Here is a 17,590-nt window from a genome sequence, read left to right on the forward strand (position 1 = left end):
CCGCGCCGGTGTCCAGCTGCGCGATGCCGAAGTCCAGCACCTTCAGCTGCCCGGCCTCGGTGATCATGATGTTGTCGGGCTTGATGTCGCGGTGCACCATGCCCGCGTCGTGCGCGGCGGCGAGCGCCCCGCAGATCTCCCGCCCCCAGCGCAGGCTGAGCGCGGGCTCGGGCACGCCGCCCCGCAGCACCGCGGTCAGGGTGCGCCCGCTGAGCAGCTCCATCACCAGGAAGGTGACCTGCTGGTCCCCGAGTTCGCACTGCCCGAGGTCGTGCACCGTGACGATGTGCGGGTGGGACAGGTTGCCCGCCGCGCAGGCCTCCCGGACGAACCGCAGCGCCGCCTTGGCCTGGTCCCCGCCGTGGTGCCCGATGACCTTGACCGCCACCGGCCGCAGCATCCGGGTGTCCTGGGCCCGCCAGACCACCCCGAAGCCGCCCTGGCCCAGCTTCTCCCGCAGTTCGTACCGACCGTCGAGGACGTCACCGACTCGCATGCGCCGCTCCCCCATCCGCTGTGACGCACCGACTCTACCGACGCCCGCTCCACCGGCGCCCGCGGCCGCCCCTCCCCCGGCAGGGGGCCAAGTGGAAGGATGGGCAGCGAGCCCCCGTAACGACGCGGCGGGCCCGGCAGAGCCCGAGGAGCGCAGTCATGGCCAAGCAGGCCCCGCAGAGCGACCCGGCGCAGGACGCCCCCGAGGTGTCCGCGCCCAAGCACTCGGCCGTCGGCCTGCCCGCGGTCGGCCACACGGTACGGATGGCCGCCGAGCAGATGGGCGCCCGCCGCGCCGTCTCCACCCTGCTCAAGGTGAACCAGCACACCGGCTTCGACTGCCCCGGCTGCGCCTGGCCCGAGCCGGACAAGCCGCACGCCGTCGAGTTCTGCGAGAACGGCGCCAAGGCCGTCGCCGAGGAGGCGACCGAGCGCCGCATCCGGGCCGAGTTCTTCGCCGCCCACCCCGTCGCCGAGCTGGCCGAGCGCTCCGGCTACTGGCTCGGCCAGCAGGGCCGGCTCACCCAGCCGATGCTGCTCGACGAGGGCGCCACCCACTACACCCCGGTCTCCTGGGACGACGCCTTCGCGCTGATCGCCGAGGAGCTGCGTGCCCTGGACACCCCGGACGCCGCCGCCTTCTACACCTCGGGCCGCACCAGCAACGAGGCCGCGTTCGCCTACCAGCTGTTCGCCCGCCGGCTGGGCACCAACAACCTGCCGGACTGCTCCAACATGTGCCACGAGTCGTCCGGTTCGGCGCTCACCGAGACGCTCGGCGTCGGCAAGGGCAGCGTCAGCCTGCAGGACCTCTACCAGGCCGACCTGATCATCGTGGCCGGCCAGAACCCGGGCACCAACCACCCCCGGATGCTCGCCGCCCTGGAGCGCGCCAAGCGGGCCGGCGCCACCATCGTCAGCGTGAACCCGCTGCCGGAGGCGGGCCTGGAGCGGTTCAAGAACCCGCAGAACGTCCGCGGCGTGGTCGGCAACGGCACCAAGCTGACCGACCTGTTCCTGCAGATCCGCCTCGGCGGGGACCTGGCGCTGTTCCGCGCCGTCAACCGGATGATCCTGGAGCAGGACGGCGTCGACCGCGCCTTCGTCGCCGAACACTGCCACGGCTTCGAGGAGTTCGAGGCGCAGGCGCTGAAGACCGACCGCGACGAGGTGCTGGCCGCGACCGGCCTGCCCTGGGAGCAGATCGAGGAGCTGGGCCGGCTGGTCCTCGCCTCGCGGAAGGTCATCGTCTGCTGGGCGATGGGCCTCACCCAGCACAAGCACTCGGTGCCGACCATCCGCGAGGTGGTCAACTTCCTGCTGCTGCGCGGCAACGTCGGCCGCCCCGGCGCCGGGGTCTGCCCGGTGCGCGGGCACAGCAACGTCCAGGGCGACCGGACGATGGGCATCTTCGAGCGGCCCAGCGCCGCCTTCCTGGACGCGCTGGGCGCCGAGTTCGACTTCGAGCCGCCGCGCGAGCACGGCCACGACGCGGTGGACACCATCCGCGCGATGCGGGACGGCCGGGTCAAGGTGTTCCTCGCGATGGGCGGCAACTTCGTCGCGGCCACCCCGGACACCGAGGTCACCGAGGCGGCGATGCGCCGCTGCCGGCTGACCGTCCACGTCTCCACCAAGCTCAACCGCTCGCACCTGGTCACCGGCGCCCGCGCGCTGATCCTGCCCACCCTGGGCCGCACCGACCGGGACACCACCGCGGCCGGCGACCAGTTCGTCAGCGTCGAGGACTCGATGGGCCAGGTGCACGCCTCGCGCGGCCGGCTGCGCCCGCCCGCCGACGACCTGCTCTCCGAGACCGCCATCGTCTGCCGCGTCGCCCAGGCGGTCTTCGGGCCGGAGGACTCCGTGCCGTGGGCGGAGTTCGCGGCCGACTACGACACCCTGCGGGACCGGATCGCCCGCGTCGTCCCCGGCTTCGAGGACTACAACACCAAGCTCCACCGCCCCGGCGGCTTCACCCTCCCGCACGGCCCGCGCGACTCCCGCACCTTCCCCACCGCGACCGGCAAGGCCAACTTCACGGTCAACCCGCTGACCGCCCCGGAGGTCCCGCCGGGCCGCCTGCTGCTGCAGACGCTGCGCTCGCACGACCAGTACAACACCACCATCTACGGGCTCGACGACCGCTACCGCGGCATCAAGGGCGGCCGCCGGGTGGTCCTGGTCAACCCGGCCGACGCCGCCGAACTCGGCCTCACCGAGGGCGGGTACACCGACCTGGTCAGCGAGTGGACGGACGGCAGCGAGCGCCGCGCGCCGCACTTCCGGGTCGTCCACTACCCCGTCGCCCGCGGCGGCGCGGCGGCCTACTACCCGGAGACCAACGTGCTGGTGCCGCTGGACTCCACCGCCGACATCAGCAACACGCCCACCTCCAAGGCCGTCGTCGTCCGCTTCGAGCCCGACTCCGGCCCGGTCGCGTAGCGCCGCGAACGCGGGAAGGCCGCCCCCGGCACCGGGGGCGGCCTTCCCGTCGTTCCGGGCTACTTCGTCGGCGTGCCCAGCGGCAGCGTCGCGGTGGCGCTGCCCGGGGCCGAAGCCGCCCCGGTGCCGCTCGGCGTCCCCGGCGTGCCGGTGCCGGTCGGGGTCGGCGTGGCCGGCGTCCCCGTCCCGGAGGGCGTGCCGGTGCCGGACGGCGTGCCGGTGGGCGTCCCGGTCGGGGTCGGGGTTCCGGTGCCGGACGGCGTGCCGGTGGGCGTGCCCGGCACGCTCGGCGTGCCGGTCGGCGTACCGGACGGCGTCCCGGTGGTCGGCGTTCCGGTGGGCGTGCCGGGGGCGGTCGGGGTGCCGGTCGCGGGCTGGCCCGGGGCGGGGGCCGCCGGGGTCACCGGAGTCGCCGGGCTGGGCGCGATCGGCGTGACGCTGTCCCAGCCGGAAGGCAGGTCCGGCACCTTCCAGGCGCCGCCCGCGTCGTCCGCCGCGCCGTCCGGGTCCGGCCGGACGGCTCCGAGGATCGCCATCGAGCCGATCGGCGACACCTTGATGTACGCCCCGGGCCGCGGGGCCTGCACGATCAGCCCGCCGCCGATGTACATCCCGACGTGCGAGGCGTCCTGGAAGTAGACGACCAGGTCACCGGGCCGCAGCTGGTTCAGCGGGACGTGCGGCAGCTGCGCCCACTGCTCCTGGCTGGTGCGCGGGATCGGCCGGCCGGCGTGCAGCCAGGCCTGCGAGGTGAGGCCGGAGCAGTCGTACGAGTCCGGGCCGATGCCGCCCCACAGGTACGGCTTGCCGAGCTGCGCGAGCGCGAAGGCGACGGCCGCGCGCCCCTGGACCGAGGGCGTGCGCTCCCCCTTGCCGAGCGCGCCGGAGGCGAGGAAGGCCAGCTGGGCCTCGTCGGCCTTGGCCTTCTCCAGCTGCTCCAGCTCGTTGCGCTGCGCGCCGGTGAGCGAGGAGACCATCGTCTCGACGGCGGCGAGGTCGGCGGCGGCCTTGGCCTTGGCGGCGTCCTGCTGGGTGACCAGCGCCCTGGAGGTGTTCAGCGCCTCCTCGGTCTGCTTCTTCAGCCCGTCGAGGGCGTCGCGGTCGCCCTTGAGCTTGTCCAGGAACTCCGACTGCGAGCGGCTGGCCGCCCGGAGCAGTTCGGCGATGGTGACCGCCTCGTACGGGTCCTTGGAGAGCAGGAGCTCGGCGTAGGCGGAGGCGCTGCCGTTGCGGTACTGGGCGGCGGCCAGCTGGGACGCGAGGTCGGTGCCGGCGTCGACCTGCTTCTGCTGGCGGTCGAGCCTGCCCTGGAGGTCGGTGAGCGCGGTCTGCTGCTCGGCGACCTTGGCGACGGCGCCGTTGTACTGCTCGGTGGCCTTCTCGGCGTTCTGGTAGAGCTCGTGCAGCCGGTCGAGCATCGGGCCGACGGTGGCCTTGGCGGCGGCCAGCGGGTCCTGGGCGGTGACGGACCCGCCCGGGTCGGGGGCGGCCCAGGCACCCTGGGCGCCCAGGGGGAGGGCGAGTGCGGCGGCGGCGAGGGCCGCTCCGCAGCGCAGCGCCGCCCGCACCCAGGGGCGCACGCCCGTCGATCCCGCGTCCCGCGCAGCTCTGACTTCCGCAGCCCCGCCCATGGGTTGGTCCTCCCCGGCCCCGACCTTCTGCCTCCCCCGGGATCCCCGGTTGCCGCAGATCCTCCCACGGGTTACTCGCCGGAAACAGGGCGCACACCGACCGCCGGGTTAAATCTCCGTTCGAAGTGTGAGACAACTCTCAGCAAACCTGATCGAATCCGGAGGTTTCCCGACAAACTCCAGCTCAACACGCCCATGGACACCCCTGCGAAAGCCCCCGGACATCCTCGGGCAACCATGGGAACCACGATTCCCGTCCTAGTTCACCTTCCGTTCACCCAGCAGACCTACCGTCACGACGACACCAACGTCCGTGCGACAACTACGACGATTGTTTGGGTATGGAACACATCTCGTTCCTGGTAGCCGTTGTGATCATCACGGCGCTCGCCTTCGACTTCACCAACGGGTTCCACGACACCGCCAACGCGTCCGCCACCGCGATCGCGACCGGGGCCCTCCGTCCGAAGGTCGCGGTCACCATCGCGGCCCTGCTCAACTTCGCGGGCGCGTTCCTGTCCGTGAAGGTCGCGACCACCATCTCCGGTGGCATCGTCAACGAGAAGGCCGGCGTCCACCCAGAGATCATCTTCGCGGCACTGGCCGGTGCGATCCTCTGGAACCTGCTGACCTGGCTGCGCGGCCTGCCGTCCAGCTCGTCGCACGCGCTGTACGGCGGCCTGATCGGCGCCACGATCGTCGGCGTCGGCATGAACGGGGTCAACTTCGACACCGTGGTCACCAAGATCATCATCCCGGCGGTCGCCTCCCCGCTCGTCGCCGGCCTCGCCTCCTGGGGCGCCACCAAGCTGGCCTACGCGATCACCCGCAAGGGCAACCCGGCGGTCACCGACAAGGGCTTCAAGACCGGCCAGGTCGTCTCCTCCTCGCTGATCTCGCTCGCGCACGGCACCAACGACGCCCAGAAGACGATGGGCATCATCACCCTGACCCTGGTCTCGGTCGGCGCCCTGCCGCACGGCGCGCTGCCCCCCACCTGGGTGATCGTCTCGGCGGGCGCCGCGATCGCGCTCGGCACCTACATGGGCGGCTGGCGGATCATCCGCTCGATGGGCAAGGGCCTGGCGGACATCAAGCCGCTGCAGGGCTTCGCCTCCGAGTCGGCCGTCTCGACCGTCATCCTGACCTCCTCGCACATGGGCTTCGGCCTCTCCACCACCCAGGTCTGCACCGGCGGCATCATGGGCGCCGGCCTCGGCGGCCCGAAGCCGGAGCTGCGCTGGAGCATGGTCCGCCGCATGGTCTACACCTGGGGCCTGACCCTGCCGGCCGCCGGCCTGGTCTCCGGCGGCGCCGCGCTGCTGGCCCAGCAGGGCACCTGGGGCGTCGTCCTGGTCGGCGCCGCGCTGGTGGCCGGCTCGGCCACGATGTGGCTGATCTCCCGCCGCCAGCCGGTCGGCGCGGACAACGTCAACGACGTCGCCGAGGTCACCCCGGTCGAGCTGACCCCCGCCGCCGCCCCCGCGAACCCCACCCCCGCCTCGACCACGGTCGCGGCCTGATCGGCCGAGGAGCCCTCACATGCACATCAAGTGGAACGCCCTCGCCCAGACCGCCGGCTTCAGCTTCGGCATCACCGTCACCGTGGTCGCGGTCTTCGCGCTCGGCATCCTGGCCCTGTCCCGCCGCGAGGCCGCACTGAGCGCCCGCGAGGGCGACGGCGCCGGGGGCGCCGCCAAGCCCGCCCTGCTGGCCGGCGCGTACGCCTGCTTCGCCCTGTGCGCGGCGGCCGTGGTCTACGGCCTGGTGCTGATCGCCGCGCCGTAACGGACCGGAACACCCGAACGGGCCGGGGAGTGCACACCGCACTCCCCGGCCCGTTCGCGTCGCGGAAGCTCAGCCCTGGCTGGTCCGCAGCGCGGTCTCGCGGATGAACAGGACCGTGACGAAGGCCAGCAGCGCGAACGGCGCCGCGAACAGGAACACCATGCCGACGCCGTGGCCGAAGGCGTCCGTGACCAGCGGGACGATCGGCGCGGGCAGCTTGTGCAGGTCCGGGATGCCCCCGCCGCCGGCCGCGCGCCCGGCCGGGACGTGCGCGGCCGCCAGGTTCTCCGCCAGGTAGTGCGTCACCTTGTTGTTCATCAGCGCGCCGAGCGCGGAGACGCCCATCGCGCCGCCCATGGTGCGGAAGAAGGTGACCACCGAGCTGGCCGCGCCGAGCTCGTGGCGCGGCACGGTGTTCTGCACCGCGAGCACCAGGTTCTGCATGGTCAGGCCCAGGCCGACGCCGGTGACCGCCATGTAGACGGACAGCAGGGTGTAGTCGGTGTCGACCCGCACGGTGCCCAGCAGCCCGAAGCCGATCGCGAGCAGCGCGGTGCCGGAGACCAGGTAGGCCTTCCACCGGCCGTACTTGGTGATCAGCCGGCCCGCGACGGTGGAGGACAGCGCCAGGCCGAGGATCATCGGCAGGGTCATCAGGCCGGCCATGGTCGGGGACTTGTCCTTGGCCAGCTGGAAGTACTGGCCGAGGAAGGTGGTCGCGCCGTACATCCCCACGCCGACCAGCACGCTGGCCAGCGCGGCCAGGGCGACGGTGCGGTGCCGGAAGAGGTCCGGCGGGATGACCGGCTCGGCGGCGCGGCGCTCGACCACGACGGCCAGCGCGCCCAGCAGCAGGCCGCCGCCGACCATCGCGGCGGTCTGCCAGGACAGCCAGGCGTAGTTCTTTCCGGCCAGGGTGATCCAGATCATCAGCAGGCTGACGGCGCCGGTGATGGTCAGCGCGCCCAGGTAGTCGATCTTCACCTTGCGCTTGACCACCGGCAGCTTCAGGGTGCGCTGGACGACCAGGATCGCGGCGATCGCGAACGGGATGCCGACGTAGAAGCACCAGCGCCAGCCCAGCCAGGAGGTGTCCACGATGACGCCGCCGATGAGCGGGCCGCCGATGGTGGCGAGGGCGAAGACCGCGCCGAAGTATCCGCTGTAGCGGCCGCGCTCGCGCGGCGGGACCATCGCGGCCAGGCAGATCTGGCCGAGCGCGACGACACCGCCGGCGCCGATGCCCTGCAGGGCGCGGCAGGCGATCAGCTCGCCGGTGTTCTGGGAGAGGCCGGCCAGCGCGGAGGCGCCGATGTAGATCGCCAGGCCGATCTGCAGCAGCAGCTTCTTGCTGGCGAGGTCGGAGAGCTTGCCCCAGATCGGGGTGGAGGCGGTCAGCGTGAGCAGGGCGGCGGTGATCACCCAGGTGTACGCGGACTGGCCGCCGTGCAGGTCGGTGAGGATGTGCGGCAGGGCGTTGGAGACGACGGTGGACGAGAGCACGGCCACGAAGGTGCCGAGCAGCAGTCCGGACAGCGCCTCCATCACCTGCCGGTGGGTCATCGGTCGGTCGTCGGCGGCTGCGGGGGTGCCGGTCGGGGCCTCAGTGGTCACGGTCATCCGAGTCCTTAGAAATTCGTTGTCTAACGCAACCATATGCCCGAATGGTTGACTTAGGCAACTTTCCTCAAGGCCAAGTAAAGCCGGGTCGATGCCGGAGGAGTGGCCGGATCCGGCGCGCGGGAGTGCGACAAGCGAACTACTTCATGGTATTAAGTATCCGTTTTCCCCCGATACGCAAGGAGATGTGGATGGCAGCCCCGGGGCAGGGTTTCGTCGCCGAACTGAAGAGCGCGGTCACCCCGCGCGCGGCACTGCTCGTGATCGGCGTGCTGCTGCTGCAGCTCGGCTTCATCACCTCGTACGTGGGGGCGCTGCACCACCCGACCCCGCACAAGCTGTCCATCGCGGTGGTCGCCCCGCCGCAGGCCACGCCCAAGCTGGTGGCCGCGCTGGAGGGCGTGCCGGGCGAAGCCGTCAAGGCCGTCACCGCGCCGGACGCCGAGACGGCGACCCAGCAGATCAAGGACCAGAAGATCTACGCGGCGCTGGTCCTGAACCCGAACGGCACCGAGGACACCCTGCTGGTCGGCAACGCCCGCGGCACCTCCGCCGCCAAGGCCGCCGAGAGCATCACCACCGCGCTGGACAAGGCCCAGGGCCGCACCGTCGCGGTCCAGGATGTCCTGCCGCTGGCCAAGGGCGACACCAACGGCCTCTCCTCGTTCTACCTGGTCATCGGCTGGTGCGTCGGCGGCTACCTGGTCGCCTCGATCCTCGGCATCAGCGCCGGCTCCAAGCCCGCCAACGTCAACCGCCTGCTGATCCGCCTCGGCGCCCTGGCGCTGTACTCGGTGGTCGCCGGCCTCGGCGGCACGGTCATCGCCGGTCCGGTGCTGGACGCGCTGCCCGGCTCGGTCCTGTCCCTGACCGCGATCGGCGCCCTGGTGGTGTTCACGGTCGGCGCCTTCACCATGGCGCTGCAGTGCCTGTTCGACATCCTCGGCATCGGCATCGCGGTGCTGATCTTCGTGGTGCTGGGCAACCCGAGCGCAGGCGGCGTCTACCCGGCCCCGATGATGCCGCCGTTCTGGCGGGCGATCGGCTCGCTGCTCCCGAACGGCGCGGGCACCAGCGCCACCAAGTCGATCGCCTACTTCGGCTCCACCCACCTGGGCATGCCGATCCTGGTGCTCGTGGTCTGGGCGCTGATCGGCATCGGCGTCGCCGTGCTGGCCGTGCTGCGCGGCCCGCGCTCCGGCGGCCGCGAGCTGGTCAGGGAGACCGCCGCGGCAGCCTGAGCCCCGTGCTCGCCCGAGCCCCCGGCCCCACCAGGGTCCGGGGGCCCGGCCTGTCCAGGGCCCGGGGGCCCGGCCTATCCGGGGCCCGTCCAGCCCTCCCCCGGCCCGGGCGCCGCCAGCGGCCCCGGATCGGCGACGATCGCCCGCACCACCCCCACCGCGGCCCCCAGCAGCGGCCCGCGCCGGCCCAGGCGGGCGACCGTCAGCCGTTCCTCCGCCCACGGCCGGACCGTCACCCGGGCGGCCAGCTCGGCCCGCAGGGCCGGCAGCAGCCAGGGCGCCAGCTCGGCGTAGCCGCCGCCCAGCACCACCTCGGCCGGGTCCAGCAGGTTGACCGCCCCGGCGGCGGCGATGCCCAGCGCCCGGGCGGCCCCGGCCAGCGCCATGCGGGCCGCGGTGTCCCCGGCCGTCGCCCGTTCGGCGAGCAGCGCGACCCAGTCGCCGCGGGCGCCGGTCAGCCGGGCCGCCCGCAGCACCGCGGCCTCGCCGGCGTACTGCTCCAGGCAGCCGCGCGCGCCGCAGGCGCAGCGGAGACCGTCCGGGTGCACCGGCACGTGGCCGAACTCGCCCGCGTAGCCGCGTGCCCCGCGCAGCAGCCGGCCGCCGACCACGATCGCGGCGCCGACCCCGGCCTCGGCGGAGACGTACAGGAAGTCCTCCGGGCCCGCGCCCAGCCAGCGTTCGGCGAGCCCGCCGAGGTTGGCCTCGTTGTCCGCGCCGACCGGCAGTTCGGCCAGGTCGTCGCCGGCCGCGCGCAGGGCCGGGCGCAGTTCGGCGGCCAGCGGGACGTCCTGCCAGCCGAGGTTCGCGGCCCGCTGCAGCACCCCGTCCGCGCCGACCAGGCCGGGCACGGCGAGGGTCAGTCCGGCGGGCGCAGGCCGGCCTCGGCGGCGGCCGCGTGCAGCAGGTCGGCGAGGTCGGCCATGACGGCGGCGGGCCGGCGGCCCTGGTTGCGGATCTCCAGGCGGCGCCAGGCGCGGACCTCGCCGCGCAGGTCGACCACGCAGGCGCCGAGGTGCCGCACGCCGATCTCGGCGCCGAGCCCGGCGGGGCCGTGCGGGTTGAGCCCGAGCGCGGTGCCGGGGCGGCCGACCCTGCCGCTGGGCGCGGCCGGGCCCTCCTCGACGACCAGGCCCGCGGCGATCAGCCGCTCGGCGAGGGAGGAGACCGCGGCCCTGGTCAGCCCGGTCTCGGCGGCGACCTCGGCGCGTGAGCGCGGGGCGCGGGCGATCACGCCGAGCACCAGCGCCAGGTTGGCCCGGCGCATCCCCTGCTGGCTGGCGGGCCCGGCCCGGAAGCCGTCCGGTTCCCCGCGCATCGCGCTCACCTCGTGGTTCTCCGACTGGGCACCTCGGGTGCAGGGTAACCGGCGTCGGTGCCGGTCGGCGTGCCGGTGAAGACCCAGCGCTGGATCGCCCAGAACCGGAACAGCATGGCGACGAAGGTGCCGACCACCATGCCGCTGAGGAAGTCGGCGACCTCCTGGGCGAACGGCCCGACGTACGGCTCGCGCAGGTCCAGCAGGTAGCGGGAGACGGCCAGCGGCAGGTCGTTGACGGCGACGGCCACCGCGCTGACCAGCGCGAACAGCAGCGGCTCGCGGCGGCGCCCGCAGGCCCGGAAGGCCCACCGCCGGTTCAGCACGTACGAGACCACCGTGCCGATCACGGTGGCCACGGTCAGCGCGATCACCGGCTTGTGCTCCAGCACGGTGAACTTCAGCTCGAAGTCGATCACCAGGGTGAGCGCGAAGCAGAAGCCGCCGACCAGCAGGAACTTCACCAGTCGGCGGTGCCGCACCAGGGCCGGGCGGAGCCGCTCCGGCACCCGGGCCAGGGCGCGCTGCGTGGGGGACGGCACCTCCGCAGTGTCACACGCGGAGGTGCCGTCGGCCTCCCGGCCGGTGGCTCAGGCCGCCGCGACCAGCACCTCGGCCGGCTCCAGCGCCAGCTCCAGCACCTCCCGCACGTCCGCCACCGGGTGGACGGTGAGCCGCTCCAGCACCTCGGCCGGGACGTCGTCCAGGTCGGCCTCGTTGCGCTTGGGGATGATCACCGTGGTGACGCCGGCCCGGTCGGCGGCGAGCAGCTTCTGCTTCACCCCGCCGATCGGCAGCACCCGCCCGGTGAGCGACACCTCGCCGGTCATCGCCACGTCGGTGCGGACCTTGCGGCCGGAGAGCAGCGAGGCCAGCGCCGTGGTCATGGTGATGCCGGCGCTCGGCCCGTCCTTGGGGACGGCCCCGGCCGGGACGTGCAGGTGCACGCCGCGGTCGCGCAGCGAGGTGACCGGCAGCTCCAGTTCGGCTCCGCGCGAACGCAGGTAGGAGAGCGCGATGTGCGCGGACTCCTTCATCACGTCGCCCAGCTGCCCGGTGAGGGTGAGCCCGGTGCCGCCGGTCTCGGCGTCGGCGAGCGAGGCCTCGATGTAGAGGACGTCGCCGCCGGCGCCGGTGACGGCCAGCCCGGTGGCCACGCCGGGGACGGCGGTGCGCCGCTCGGCGGGCTCCTGGGCGGCCTCCGGCACGTGGTGCGGCCGGCCGATCAGGGCGCGCAGGTCCGCCGCGCCGACCGCGGCGGGCAGCTCGCGCTCGCCCAGCTCGGCCTGGGCGGCGATCTTGCGCAGCACCCGGGCGATCGAGCGCTCCAGGTTCCGGACGCCGGCCTCCCGGGTGTACTCCCCGGCGAGCTTGCGCAGCGCCTCCTCGTCGACGCCGACCTGCTCGCCCCCGAGGCCGGCCTTCTCCAGCTGGCGCGGGAGCAGGTGGTCGCGGGCGATGACGACCTTCTCGTCCTCGGTGTAGCCGTCGAGCCGGACCAGCTCCATCCGGTCGAGCAGCGGCTCGGGGATGGCCTCCAGCACGTTGGCGGTGGCCAGGAAGACGACGTCGGAGAGGTCGAGTTCGACCTCCAGGTAGTGGTCCCGGAAGGTGTGGTTCTGGGCCGGGTCCAGCACCTCCAGCAGGGCGGCGGCCGGGTCGCCCCGGTAGTCGGAGCCGACCTTGTCGATCTCGTCGAGCAGGACGACCGGGTTCATCGAGCCGGCCTCCTTGATCGCCCGCACCAGCCGGCCGGGCAGCGCGCCGACGTAGGTGCGCCGGTGGCCGCGGATCTCCGCCTCGTCCCGGACGCCGCCGAGCGCGACCCGGACGAACGTGCGGCCCATGGCGCGGGCCACCGACTCGCCGAGCGAGGTCTTGCCGACGCCGGGCGGGCCGACCAGGGCCAGCACCGCGCCTCCCCGGCGGCCGCCGACCAGCCCGAGGCCCTGGTCGGCCCGGCGCTTGCGGACGGCCAGGTACTCGACGATCCGCTCCTTCACGTCGGCCAGGCCGGCGTGGTCGGCGTCCAGCACGGCGCGGGCGCCGGCGATGTCGTAGGCGTCCTCGGTGCGCTCGTTCCAGGGCAGCTCCAGGACGGTGTCCAGCCAGGTGCGGATCCAGGAGCCCTCCGGCGACTGGTCGGAAGCCCGCTCCAGCTTGGAGACCTCCTTGAGCGCGGCCTCCCGCACCTTCTCGGGCAGGTCCGCGGCCTCGACCCGGGCGCGGTAGTCGCCCTCCTCGTCGGCCGGGTCGCCGTTCAGCTCGGCCAGCTCCTTGCGGACGGCCTCCAGCTGGCGGCGGAGCAGGAACTCCTTCTGCTGCTTGGCCACGCCCTCCTCGACGTCCTTGCGGATGGTGTCGTTGACCTCCTCCTCGGCGAGGTGGTCGCGCAGCAGGGTGAGCGCGTACTCCAGTCGGGCGACCTGGTCGGCCTCCAGCAGCACCTTGAGCTTCTGCTCGGCGGTGGCGAAGGGCGCGTAGCCGATGTTGTCGGCGAGCTCGCCGACGCCCTCGATCTGCGCGACCCGGTCGACGATCTGCCAGGCGCCGCGCTTGCGCAGCCACTGGGTGGACAGCGCCTTGTACTCCTTGACCAGCTCGGCGGCCCGCCCGGCGACCGGGGTGCCCACCGAGGACTCCTTGAACGGCGTGGTCTCGACCCAGAGGGCGGCGCCGGGGCCGGTGGTGCCGACCCCGATCCGGACCCGGCGCACGGCGCGCACCAGCGCCGCCGGGTCGCCGTCGGCCAGCCGGCCGACCTGCTCGACGGTGGCCAGCGTGCCGGCCGCCGCGTACGAGCCGTCCACCCGCGGAACCAGCAGGACCTGCGGCTTGCCGGGGCCGGCGGCCGCGGCGCGGGCGGCCTCGACGGCGGCGCGCACCTCGGTGTCCTTCAGGTCCAGCGGGACGACCATGCCCGGCAGGACGACCTCGTCGTCGAGCGGCAGGACGGGCAGGGTGAGCGGTGTGGACGTCGATGCCATGATCTCTCCCCAGTCAGTGAACTTGAGTCGACCTGACTTAAGGATTCGCGGCCCGTGGATGTTCCCGGCACATTGTTCGCCGTGAGCGAACGCTTCGAACCCGGAAACGGTGCTCGAACGTGCGTCGGGGAGCCCCCGTCAAAAACCGGCCGTCCGGGCGGGCGGAGCGCTCTCAGCGCGCGGCCGGCACCCCGGCGGCCCCCGGCCCGGCGGCGACCCCGGCGGCCCGCGCCGCCGCTTCCCGGCGCGGCCGGCGCCGCTCGACCCCGCGCAGCCAGCGCCACAGCGCCACCCCGGCGAGCACCGCCGCCGGGTGCCCCACGGCGGTGACCACGTCCTTCTCGGCGGCGATCTGCTCGGCGATCATCAGTCCGACCCCGCCCAGCGCGAGCACCCGCCCGCGCCGGGACAGCAGCCCGGACACCGCACCCAGGCAGGCCAGCACGCCGTAGCTGACCCCGATGTCCAGGCGCTCCATCACCGCCGGGTCCATCCGCCCGGTCTCCACCGCGACGAACACCACGCCCTGCGAGAGCAGCGTGGCCGTGACGTGCCCGACCGCGAACACCAGGGCCGCCCGGGCCGGCCCGACCCTGCGCTCCAGCGGCGCCAGGGTGAAGGCGAACCCCCACAGGTAGGGCATCCAGACCTCGCCGGCCACCCAGAATCCGCTCAGCACCAGGGCGCGCAAAGGGTGCTGCAGCAGGTTGTGCCCGTCCGAACTGGACGCCTCCTGGAGGCGCTGCACGAGTTCCGGGTCGGCGAGTTTCGCGAAGGTCGTGGTGAGGCCCACCACCGCGAGGTATCCGAGCGTGAAGGGATTGCGCCGGGGCGTCGGCACCCGCTCCAGCAGCCAGTCGAGGACGGCGGTGCGCAGGCCGTACCGGAGCATTCCGTACGGCACGCCCGCCGATGGCGGACCCTGCCGTCCGGCCTCCTGCCGCAGTCCCGCCATGCCGCCTCCGCTCCACGCCCGCAGCCACCCGAGTCCCTCGCGCCAGTGCCCAACGTACCGGCGGGCGCGGAGGATTCCGCTGGTCGGGTGTCGACGCGACCACGTTACGTCGAGGTTCTGAGAGGCAACTGGGAAAAGCCCGTGAAGACCTGCCCGGAGTCGGAGACTCCGAATAGCGGGAATTGGTCCGGACCTAGTTCTGATTGACGCGTCAGTAGCGGCTCTGACCGGCGACTCAACGTCAACTGGACCGCATACGTACCGTTACGCAGAGAAAATTCGCCGGGTAAGGTATCGGCCCGTGCCCACCCCTCGGTGGGCCCGCGGGCGGTCCGACAGGCCGGCCCGCGGGCCGGAAACGTCCGGTCCACCTGCCGGAAAGCATCCGCTGTCCGTACGCTGCGGAGTGCGTGGGAGAACAGCGGGCGGCGACCATCCGCCCGCACGGCTCCCGAATCGCGCGGCGGGACGGCGGACCCGGCACAGTCCACGACGGAACAAGACTACGAGCGGAGCCCCGCCATCCCCACAGGTGGCCGGCCCGCAGCCCTGGGGGCGGTGGCGTGACCGTGACAGAAATTCAGCAGGACCACCACAACACCGGCGGCACGGTGAGCAGCCAGCGCAGAGTGCTGGTGGTGGAGGACGAGCCCACGATCGCCGAGTCGATCGCGGCCCGACTGGGCGCGGAGGGCTTCAAGGTCGCCGTGGCCCACGACGGGCCCGGCGCGGTGGACGGCTTCCACACCTGGCAGCCGGACCTGGTCGTCCTCGACATCATGCTGCCCGGCTTCGACGGCCTGGAGGTGTGCCGCCGCATCCAGGCCCAGCGGCCGGTGCCGGTACTGATGCTGACCGCCCGCGACGACGAGACGGACCTGCTGGTCGGCCTCGGCGTCGGTGCGGACGACTACATGACGAAGCCGTTCTCGATGCGCGAGCTCGCGGCCCGGGTCAACGTGCTGCTGCGCCGCGTCGAGCGCGCCCAGCAGGCGGCCCGCACGCCCGCGCTCGGCAGCCTGCGCTTCGGCGAACTGGAGATCGACCACGTGCAGCGCCGGGTGCGGCTCGCCTCGGGCGACGTCCACCTGACGCCGACCGAGTTCGACCTGCTCGCCTGCCTGGCCGCCCAGCCGCGCGCGGTGCTCACCCGCGAGCAGCTGCTGGCCGAGGTGTGGGACTGGACCGACGCGTCCGGCACCCGCACCGTCGACAGCCACGTCAAGGCGCTGCGGCGCAAGATCGGCGCCAGCTGGATCCGCACCGTCCACGGCGTCGGATACGCACTGGAGGCCCCGCTCTCGTAGGCGGGCTTCGGGCGAGGGCCACCGGGGGGCCCGCGTCCCGACACCGCCGTGCGAGCAAGCGGGGATCACAGGGATCCATGACCTTTCCACAGCAACGCAACGGCGACGCCGAGGCCGGGCGCTCACAGACGCTCGCGGCCCGCGCCGCCCGACGGGTCTGGGCCGACATCCGGCCGCTCGACCCGGTCCGCTCGATCAAGGGCAAACTCGCCCTGCTGGTGATCGTCTCCGTCTTCCTGGCCACCGGCATGGTGGTCGTGGCGATCCAGTCCGCGACCCAGATCCGGATCATCATGGTCTTCTCCATGATCGCCTCGCTGCTGTTCATGCAGTTCCTCGCGCACGGGCTGGCCTCGCCGCTGCGCGAGATGACGGCCGCCGCCCGCGCGATGGCCTCCGGCGACTACAGCCGCCGGGTGGAGGTGAGCTCGCGCGACGAGATCGGCGAGCTGGCGGCCGCCTTCAACGCCATGGCGGCCGACCTCCAGGCCGCCGACCAGCACCGCCGCGAGATCGTCGCCAACGTCTCGCACGAGCTGCGCACGCCCATCGCCGCGCTGCGCGCCGTGCTGGAGAACGTGGTGGACGGCGTCGTCCAGCCGAACCCCGCCACCCTGCAGGCCGCGCTGGAGCAGACCGAGCGGCTCGGCCGCCTGGTCACCCACCTGCTGGACCTCTCCAAGATCGACGACGGCGTGGTCGACCTGGACGCGCGCCCCTTCGAGGTGCGCGAGTTCCTGGACGGCGTGCTGCGCGGCGTCACCGTGGACGGCGCGACGGCCGGCGGGGCGTTCTCCCGGCGCGGCGACGTCCGGCTCGCCCTGGAGGTCAGCCCGGCCGGCCTGACCGGCGTGGCGGACCCGGAACGGCTCCACCAGGTGGTCGCCAACCTGGTCGACAACGCCTGCAAGCACTCCCCGCCCGGCGGCACCGTGACGGTGCGGGCCCGGCCGGACGGCGAGGACGGCGGCCTGCTGCTGGAGGTCCAGGACGAGGGCCCGGGCATCCCGGCGGCCGACCGCGACCGGGTCTTCGAGCGGTTCAGCCGCAGCGGCAGCGCGACGGCCTCCGGGCCGGGCGCGGACGGCGGCACCGGGCTGGGCCTGGCCATCGCCCGCTGGGCGGTGGACCTGCACGGCGGGCGGATCGCGGTGGCGGAGTCGCCGAAGGGCTGCCGGATCGAGGTCCGGCTGCCGGGGCACCCCTGAGCGGAGTCGAACGGCGAGCGGCCGGAGATGGTTCGACCGCACTCCGTTTGTCACAGAACCGACACAGACGCATACGAAGATCGTGAGGGCATTCGATCGGAGCTATGTCCGGTTTCGTCCGGATTTGCGGCCCGGTCGCTTCCCCTCAGATCCGGCTTTCTAACGCAGTTTTTCGGCCAAATCGCAGGTCAGGACTGTGATCTGGGCGACGCCTGGGGCCCGGGGACTGCGCGATCACTGGTCAGGGGCGTAGCCTTAATCCCCGCTGTCCAAACATCCCAAAAGGAAGCGGAAGAGGGCGGTTGCCGCCGTGTCGCCACAGTCCCCAGAGACCCCCAACAGCTCGGCAAGCTCCACTGGCTTCGGCCCCAATGAGTGGCTCGTCGACGAGATCTACCAGCAGTACCTCCAGGACCCGAACTCGGTCGACCGAGCCTGGTGGGACTTTTTCGCCGACTACAAGCCCGGTACCGAGGTGACCCCAGTGACCCAGGCCGCGACCCAGGCCGGCCCCGCGCCGACCCCTGCCGCTGCCCCCGTGCCCGCCGCTGCTGCTCCGGCCGCACCCGCCCCCGCCGCGCCGGCCGCCCCGGCC

The 17,590-nt window shown here is 73.3% G+C and carries 12 protein-coding genes and 2 pseudogenes; 7 read left to right on the forward strand and 7 right to left on the reverse strand.

Annotated elements, in window-relative coordinates; translation table 11 throughout:
- A partial coding sequence (locus tag VM95_RS34535; protein ID WP_045704539.1) for a serine/threonine-protein kinase occupies positions 1-496 on the reverse strand: 496 nt, incomplete at its 3' end.
- Positions 497-654: 158 nt separating this feature from the next.
- Here VM95_RS34535 and VM95_RS34540 point away from each other — a divergent pair.
- Positions 655-2,940 (forward strand): FdhF/YdeP family oxidoreductase, encoded by a 2,286-nt coding sequence (locus tag VM95_RS34540; protein ID WP_045704540.1) that lies wholly within the window; start codon positions 655-657, stop codon positions 2,938-2,940.
- 59 nt (positions 2,941-2,999) lie between these two features.
- Here VM95_RS34540 and VM95_RS34545 read toward each other — a convergent pair whose 3' ends face one another.
- Positions 3,000-4,520, reverse strand: coding sequence for a C40 family peptidase (locus VM95_RS34545; protein WP_052707754.1), 1,521 nt, complete (start codon positions 4,518-4,520; stop codon positions 3,000-3,002).
- 392 nt (positions 4,521-4,912) lie between these two features.
- Between VM95_RS34545 and VM95_RS34550 the strand changes: the two genes are divergently transcribed.
- Both VM95_RS34550 and VM95_RS34555 read left to right on the forward strand, forming a co-directional pair.
- Positions 4,913-6,094: an inorganic phosphate transporter gene (locus VM95_RS34550; protein WP_045704541.1), complete on the forward strand. Its 1,182-nt coding sequence runs from the start codon at positions 4,913-4,915 to the stop codon at positions 6,092-6,094.
- Between the two features lie 19 nt (positions 6,095-6,113).
- A complete protein-coding gene (locus VM95_RS34555) occupies positions 6,114-6,359 on the forward strand; it encodes a hypothetical protein (protein ID WP_045704542.1) in 246 nt (81 codons plus the stop codon).
- Between the two features lie 72 nt (positions 6,360-6,431).
- Here the strand turns inward: VM95_RS34555 and VM95_RS34560 are convergent.
- Positions 6,432-7,922: pseudogene (locus VM95_RS34560) on the reverse strand (MDR family MFS transporter); the annotation flags it as partial.
- A gap of 248 nt (positions 7,923-8,170) precedes the next feature.
- Here VM95_RS34560 and VM95_RS34565 point away from each other — a divergent pair.
- Entirely contained in the window at positions 8,171-9,220 is a 1,050-nt protein-coding gene (locus tag VM95_RS34565) for an ABC transporter permease (RefSeq protein ID WP_045704546.1), read from the forward strand.
- Positions 9,221-9,294: 74 nt separating this feature from the next.
- On the opposite strand, the pseudogene VM95_RS34570 reads toward VM95_RS34565, so the two are convergent.
- The 4 genes and pseudogenes from VM95_RS34570 to VM95_RS34585 all read right to left on the reverse strand — a co-directional run bounded on the left by VM95_RS34570 (position 9,295) and on the right by VM95_RS34585 (position 14,480).
- Positions 9,295-10,538: pseudogene (locus VM95_RS34570) on the reverse strand (ROK family transcriptional regulator).
- 5 nt (positions 10,539-10,543) lie between these two features.
- A complete protein-coding gene (locus VM95_RS34575) occupies positions 10,544-11,080 on the reverse strand; it encodes a GtrA family protein (protein ID WP_045704548.1) in 537 nt (178 codons plus the stop codon).
- Between the two features lie 48 nt (positions 11,081-11,128).
- Positions 11,129-13,525, reverse strand: coding sequence for an endopeptidase La (gene lon, locus VM95_RS34580; RefSeq protein ID WP_045704550.1), 2,397 nt, complete (start codon positions 13,523-13,525; stop codon positions 11,129-11,131).
- A gap of 172 nt (positions 13,526-13,697) precedes the next feature.
- Positions 13,698-14,480: a rhomboid-like protein gene (locus VM95_RS34585; RefSeq protein ID WP_157882275.1), complete on the reverse strand. Its 783-nt coding sequence runs from the start codon at positions 14,478-14,480 to the stop codon at positions 13,698-13,700.
- A 569-nt stretch (positions 14,481-15,049) separates the two neighbouring features.
- Here VM95_RS34585 and VM95_RS34590 point away from each other — a divergent pair.
- From VM95_RS34590 to VM95_RS40925, 3 genes are all read left to right on the forward strand, one after another.
- Positions 15,050-15,787: a response regulator transcription factor gene (locus VM95_RS34590; protein WP_167352983.1), complete on the forward strand. Its 738-nt coding sequence runs from the start codon at positions 15,050-15,052 to the stop codon at positions 15,785-15,787.
- Between the two features lie 77 nt (positions 15,788-15,864).
- Complete coding sequence (locus VM95_RS34595; RefSeq protein ID WP_045704552.1) at positions 15,865-16,995, forward strand: sensor histidine kinase; 1,131 nt, start codon at positions 15,865-15,867, stop codon at positions 16,993-16,995.
- 310 nt (positions 16,996-17,305) lie between these two features.
- Positions 17,306-17,590 (forward strand): 2-oxoglutarate dehydrogenase E1 subunit family protein (locus tag VM95_RS40925; RefSeq protein ID WP_208615577.1); only part of this gene is annotated, 285 nt, incomplete at its 3' end.

The sequence above is a fragment of the Streptomyces rubellomurinus genome (assembly GCF_000961885.1).
GTDB classification, from domain to species: Bacteria; Actinomycetota; Actinomycetes; order Streptomycetales; family Streptomycetaceae; genus Kitasatospora; species Kitasatospora rubellomurina.

What these genes read in the sequence shown, in the direction of transcription:
- VM95_RS34540 (WP_045704540.1), top strand. Translation starts at nt 655, where the DNA reads ATGGCCAAGCAGGCCCCGCAGAGCGACCCGGCGCAGGACGCCCCCGAG.
- VM95_RS34550 (WP_045704541.1), top strand. Translation starts at nt 4,913, where the DNA reads ATGGAACACATCTCGTTCCTGGTAGCCGTTGTGATCATCACGGCGCTC.
- VM95_RS34555 (WP_045704542.1), top strand. Translation starts at nt 6,114, where the DNA reads ATGCACATCAAGTGGAACGCCCTCGCCCAGACCGCCGGCTTCAGCTTC.
- VM95_RS34565 (WP_045704546.1), top strand. Translation starts at nt 8,171, where the DNA reads ATGGCAGCCCCGGGGCAGGGTTTCGTCGCCGAACTGAAGAGCGCGGTC.
- lon (WP_045704550.1), bottom strand. Translation starts at nt 13,525, where the DNA reads ATGGCATCGACGTCCACACCGCTCACCCTGCCCGTCCTGCCGCTCGAC.
- VM95_RS34585 (WP_157882275.1), bottom strand. Translation starts at nt 14,480, where the DNA reads ATGGCGGGACTGCGGCAGGAGGCCGGACGGCAGGGTCCGCCATCGGCG.
- VM95_RS34595 (WP_045704552.1), top strand. Translation starts at nt 15,865, where the DNA reads ATGACCTTTCCACAGCAACGCAACGGCGACGCCGAGGCCGGGCGCTCA.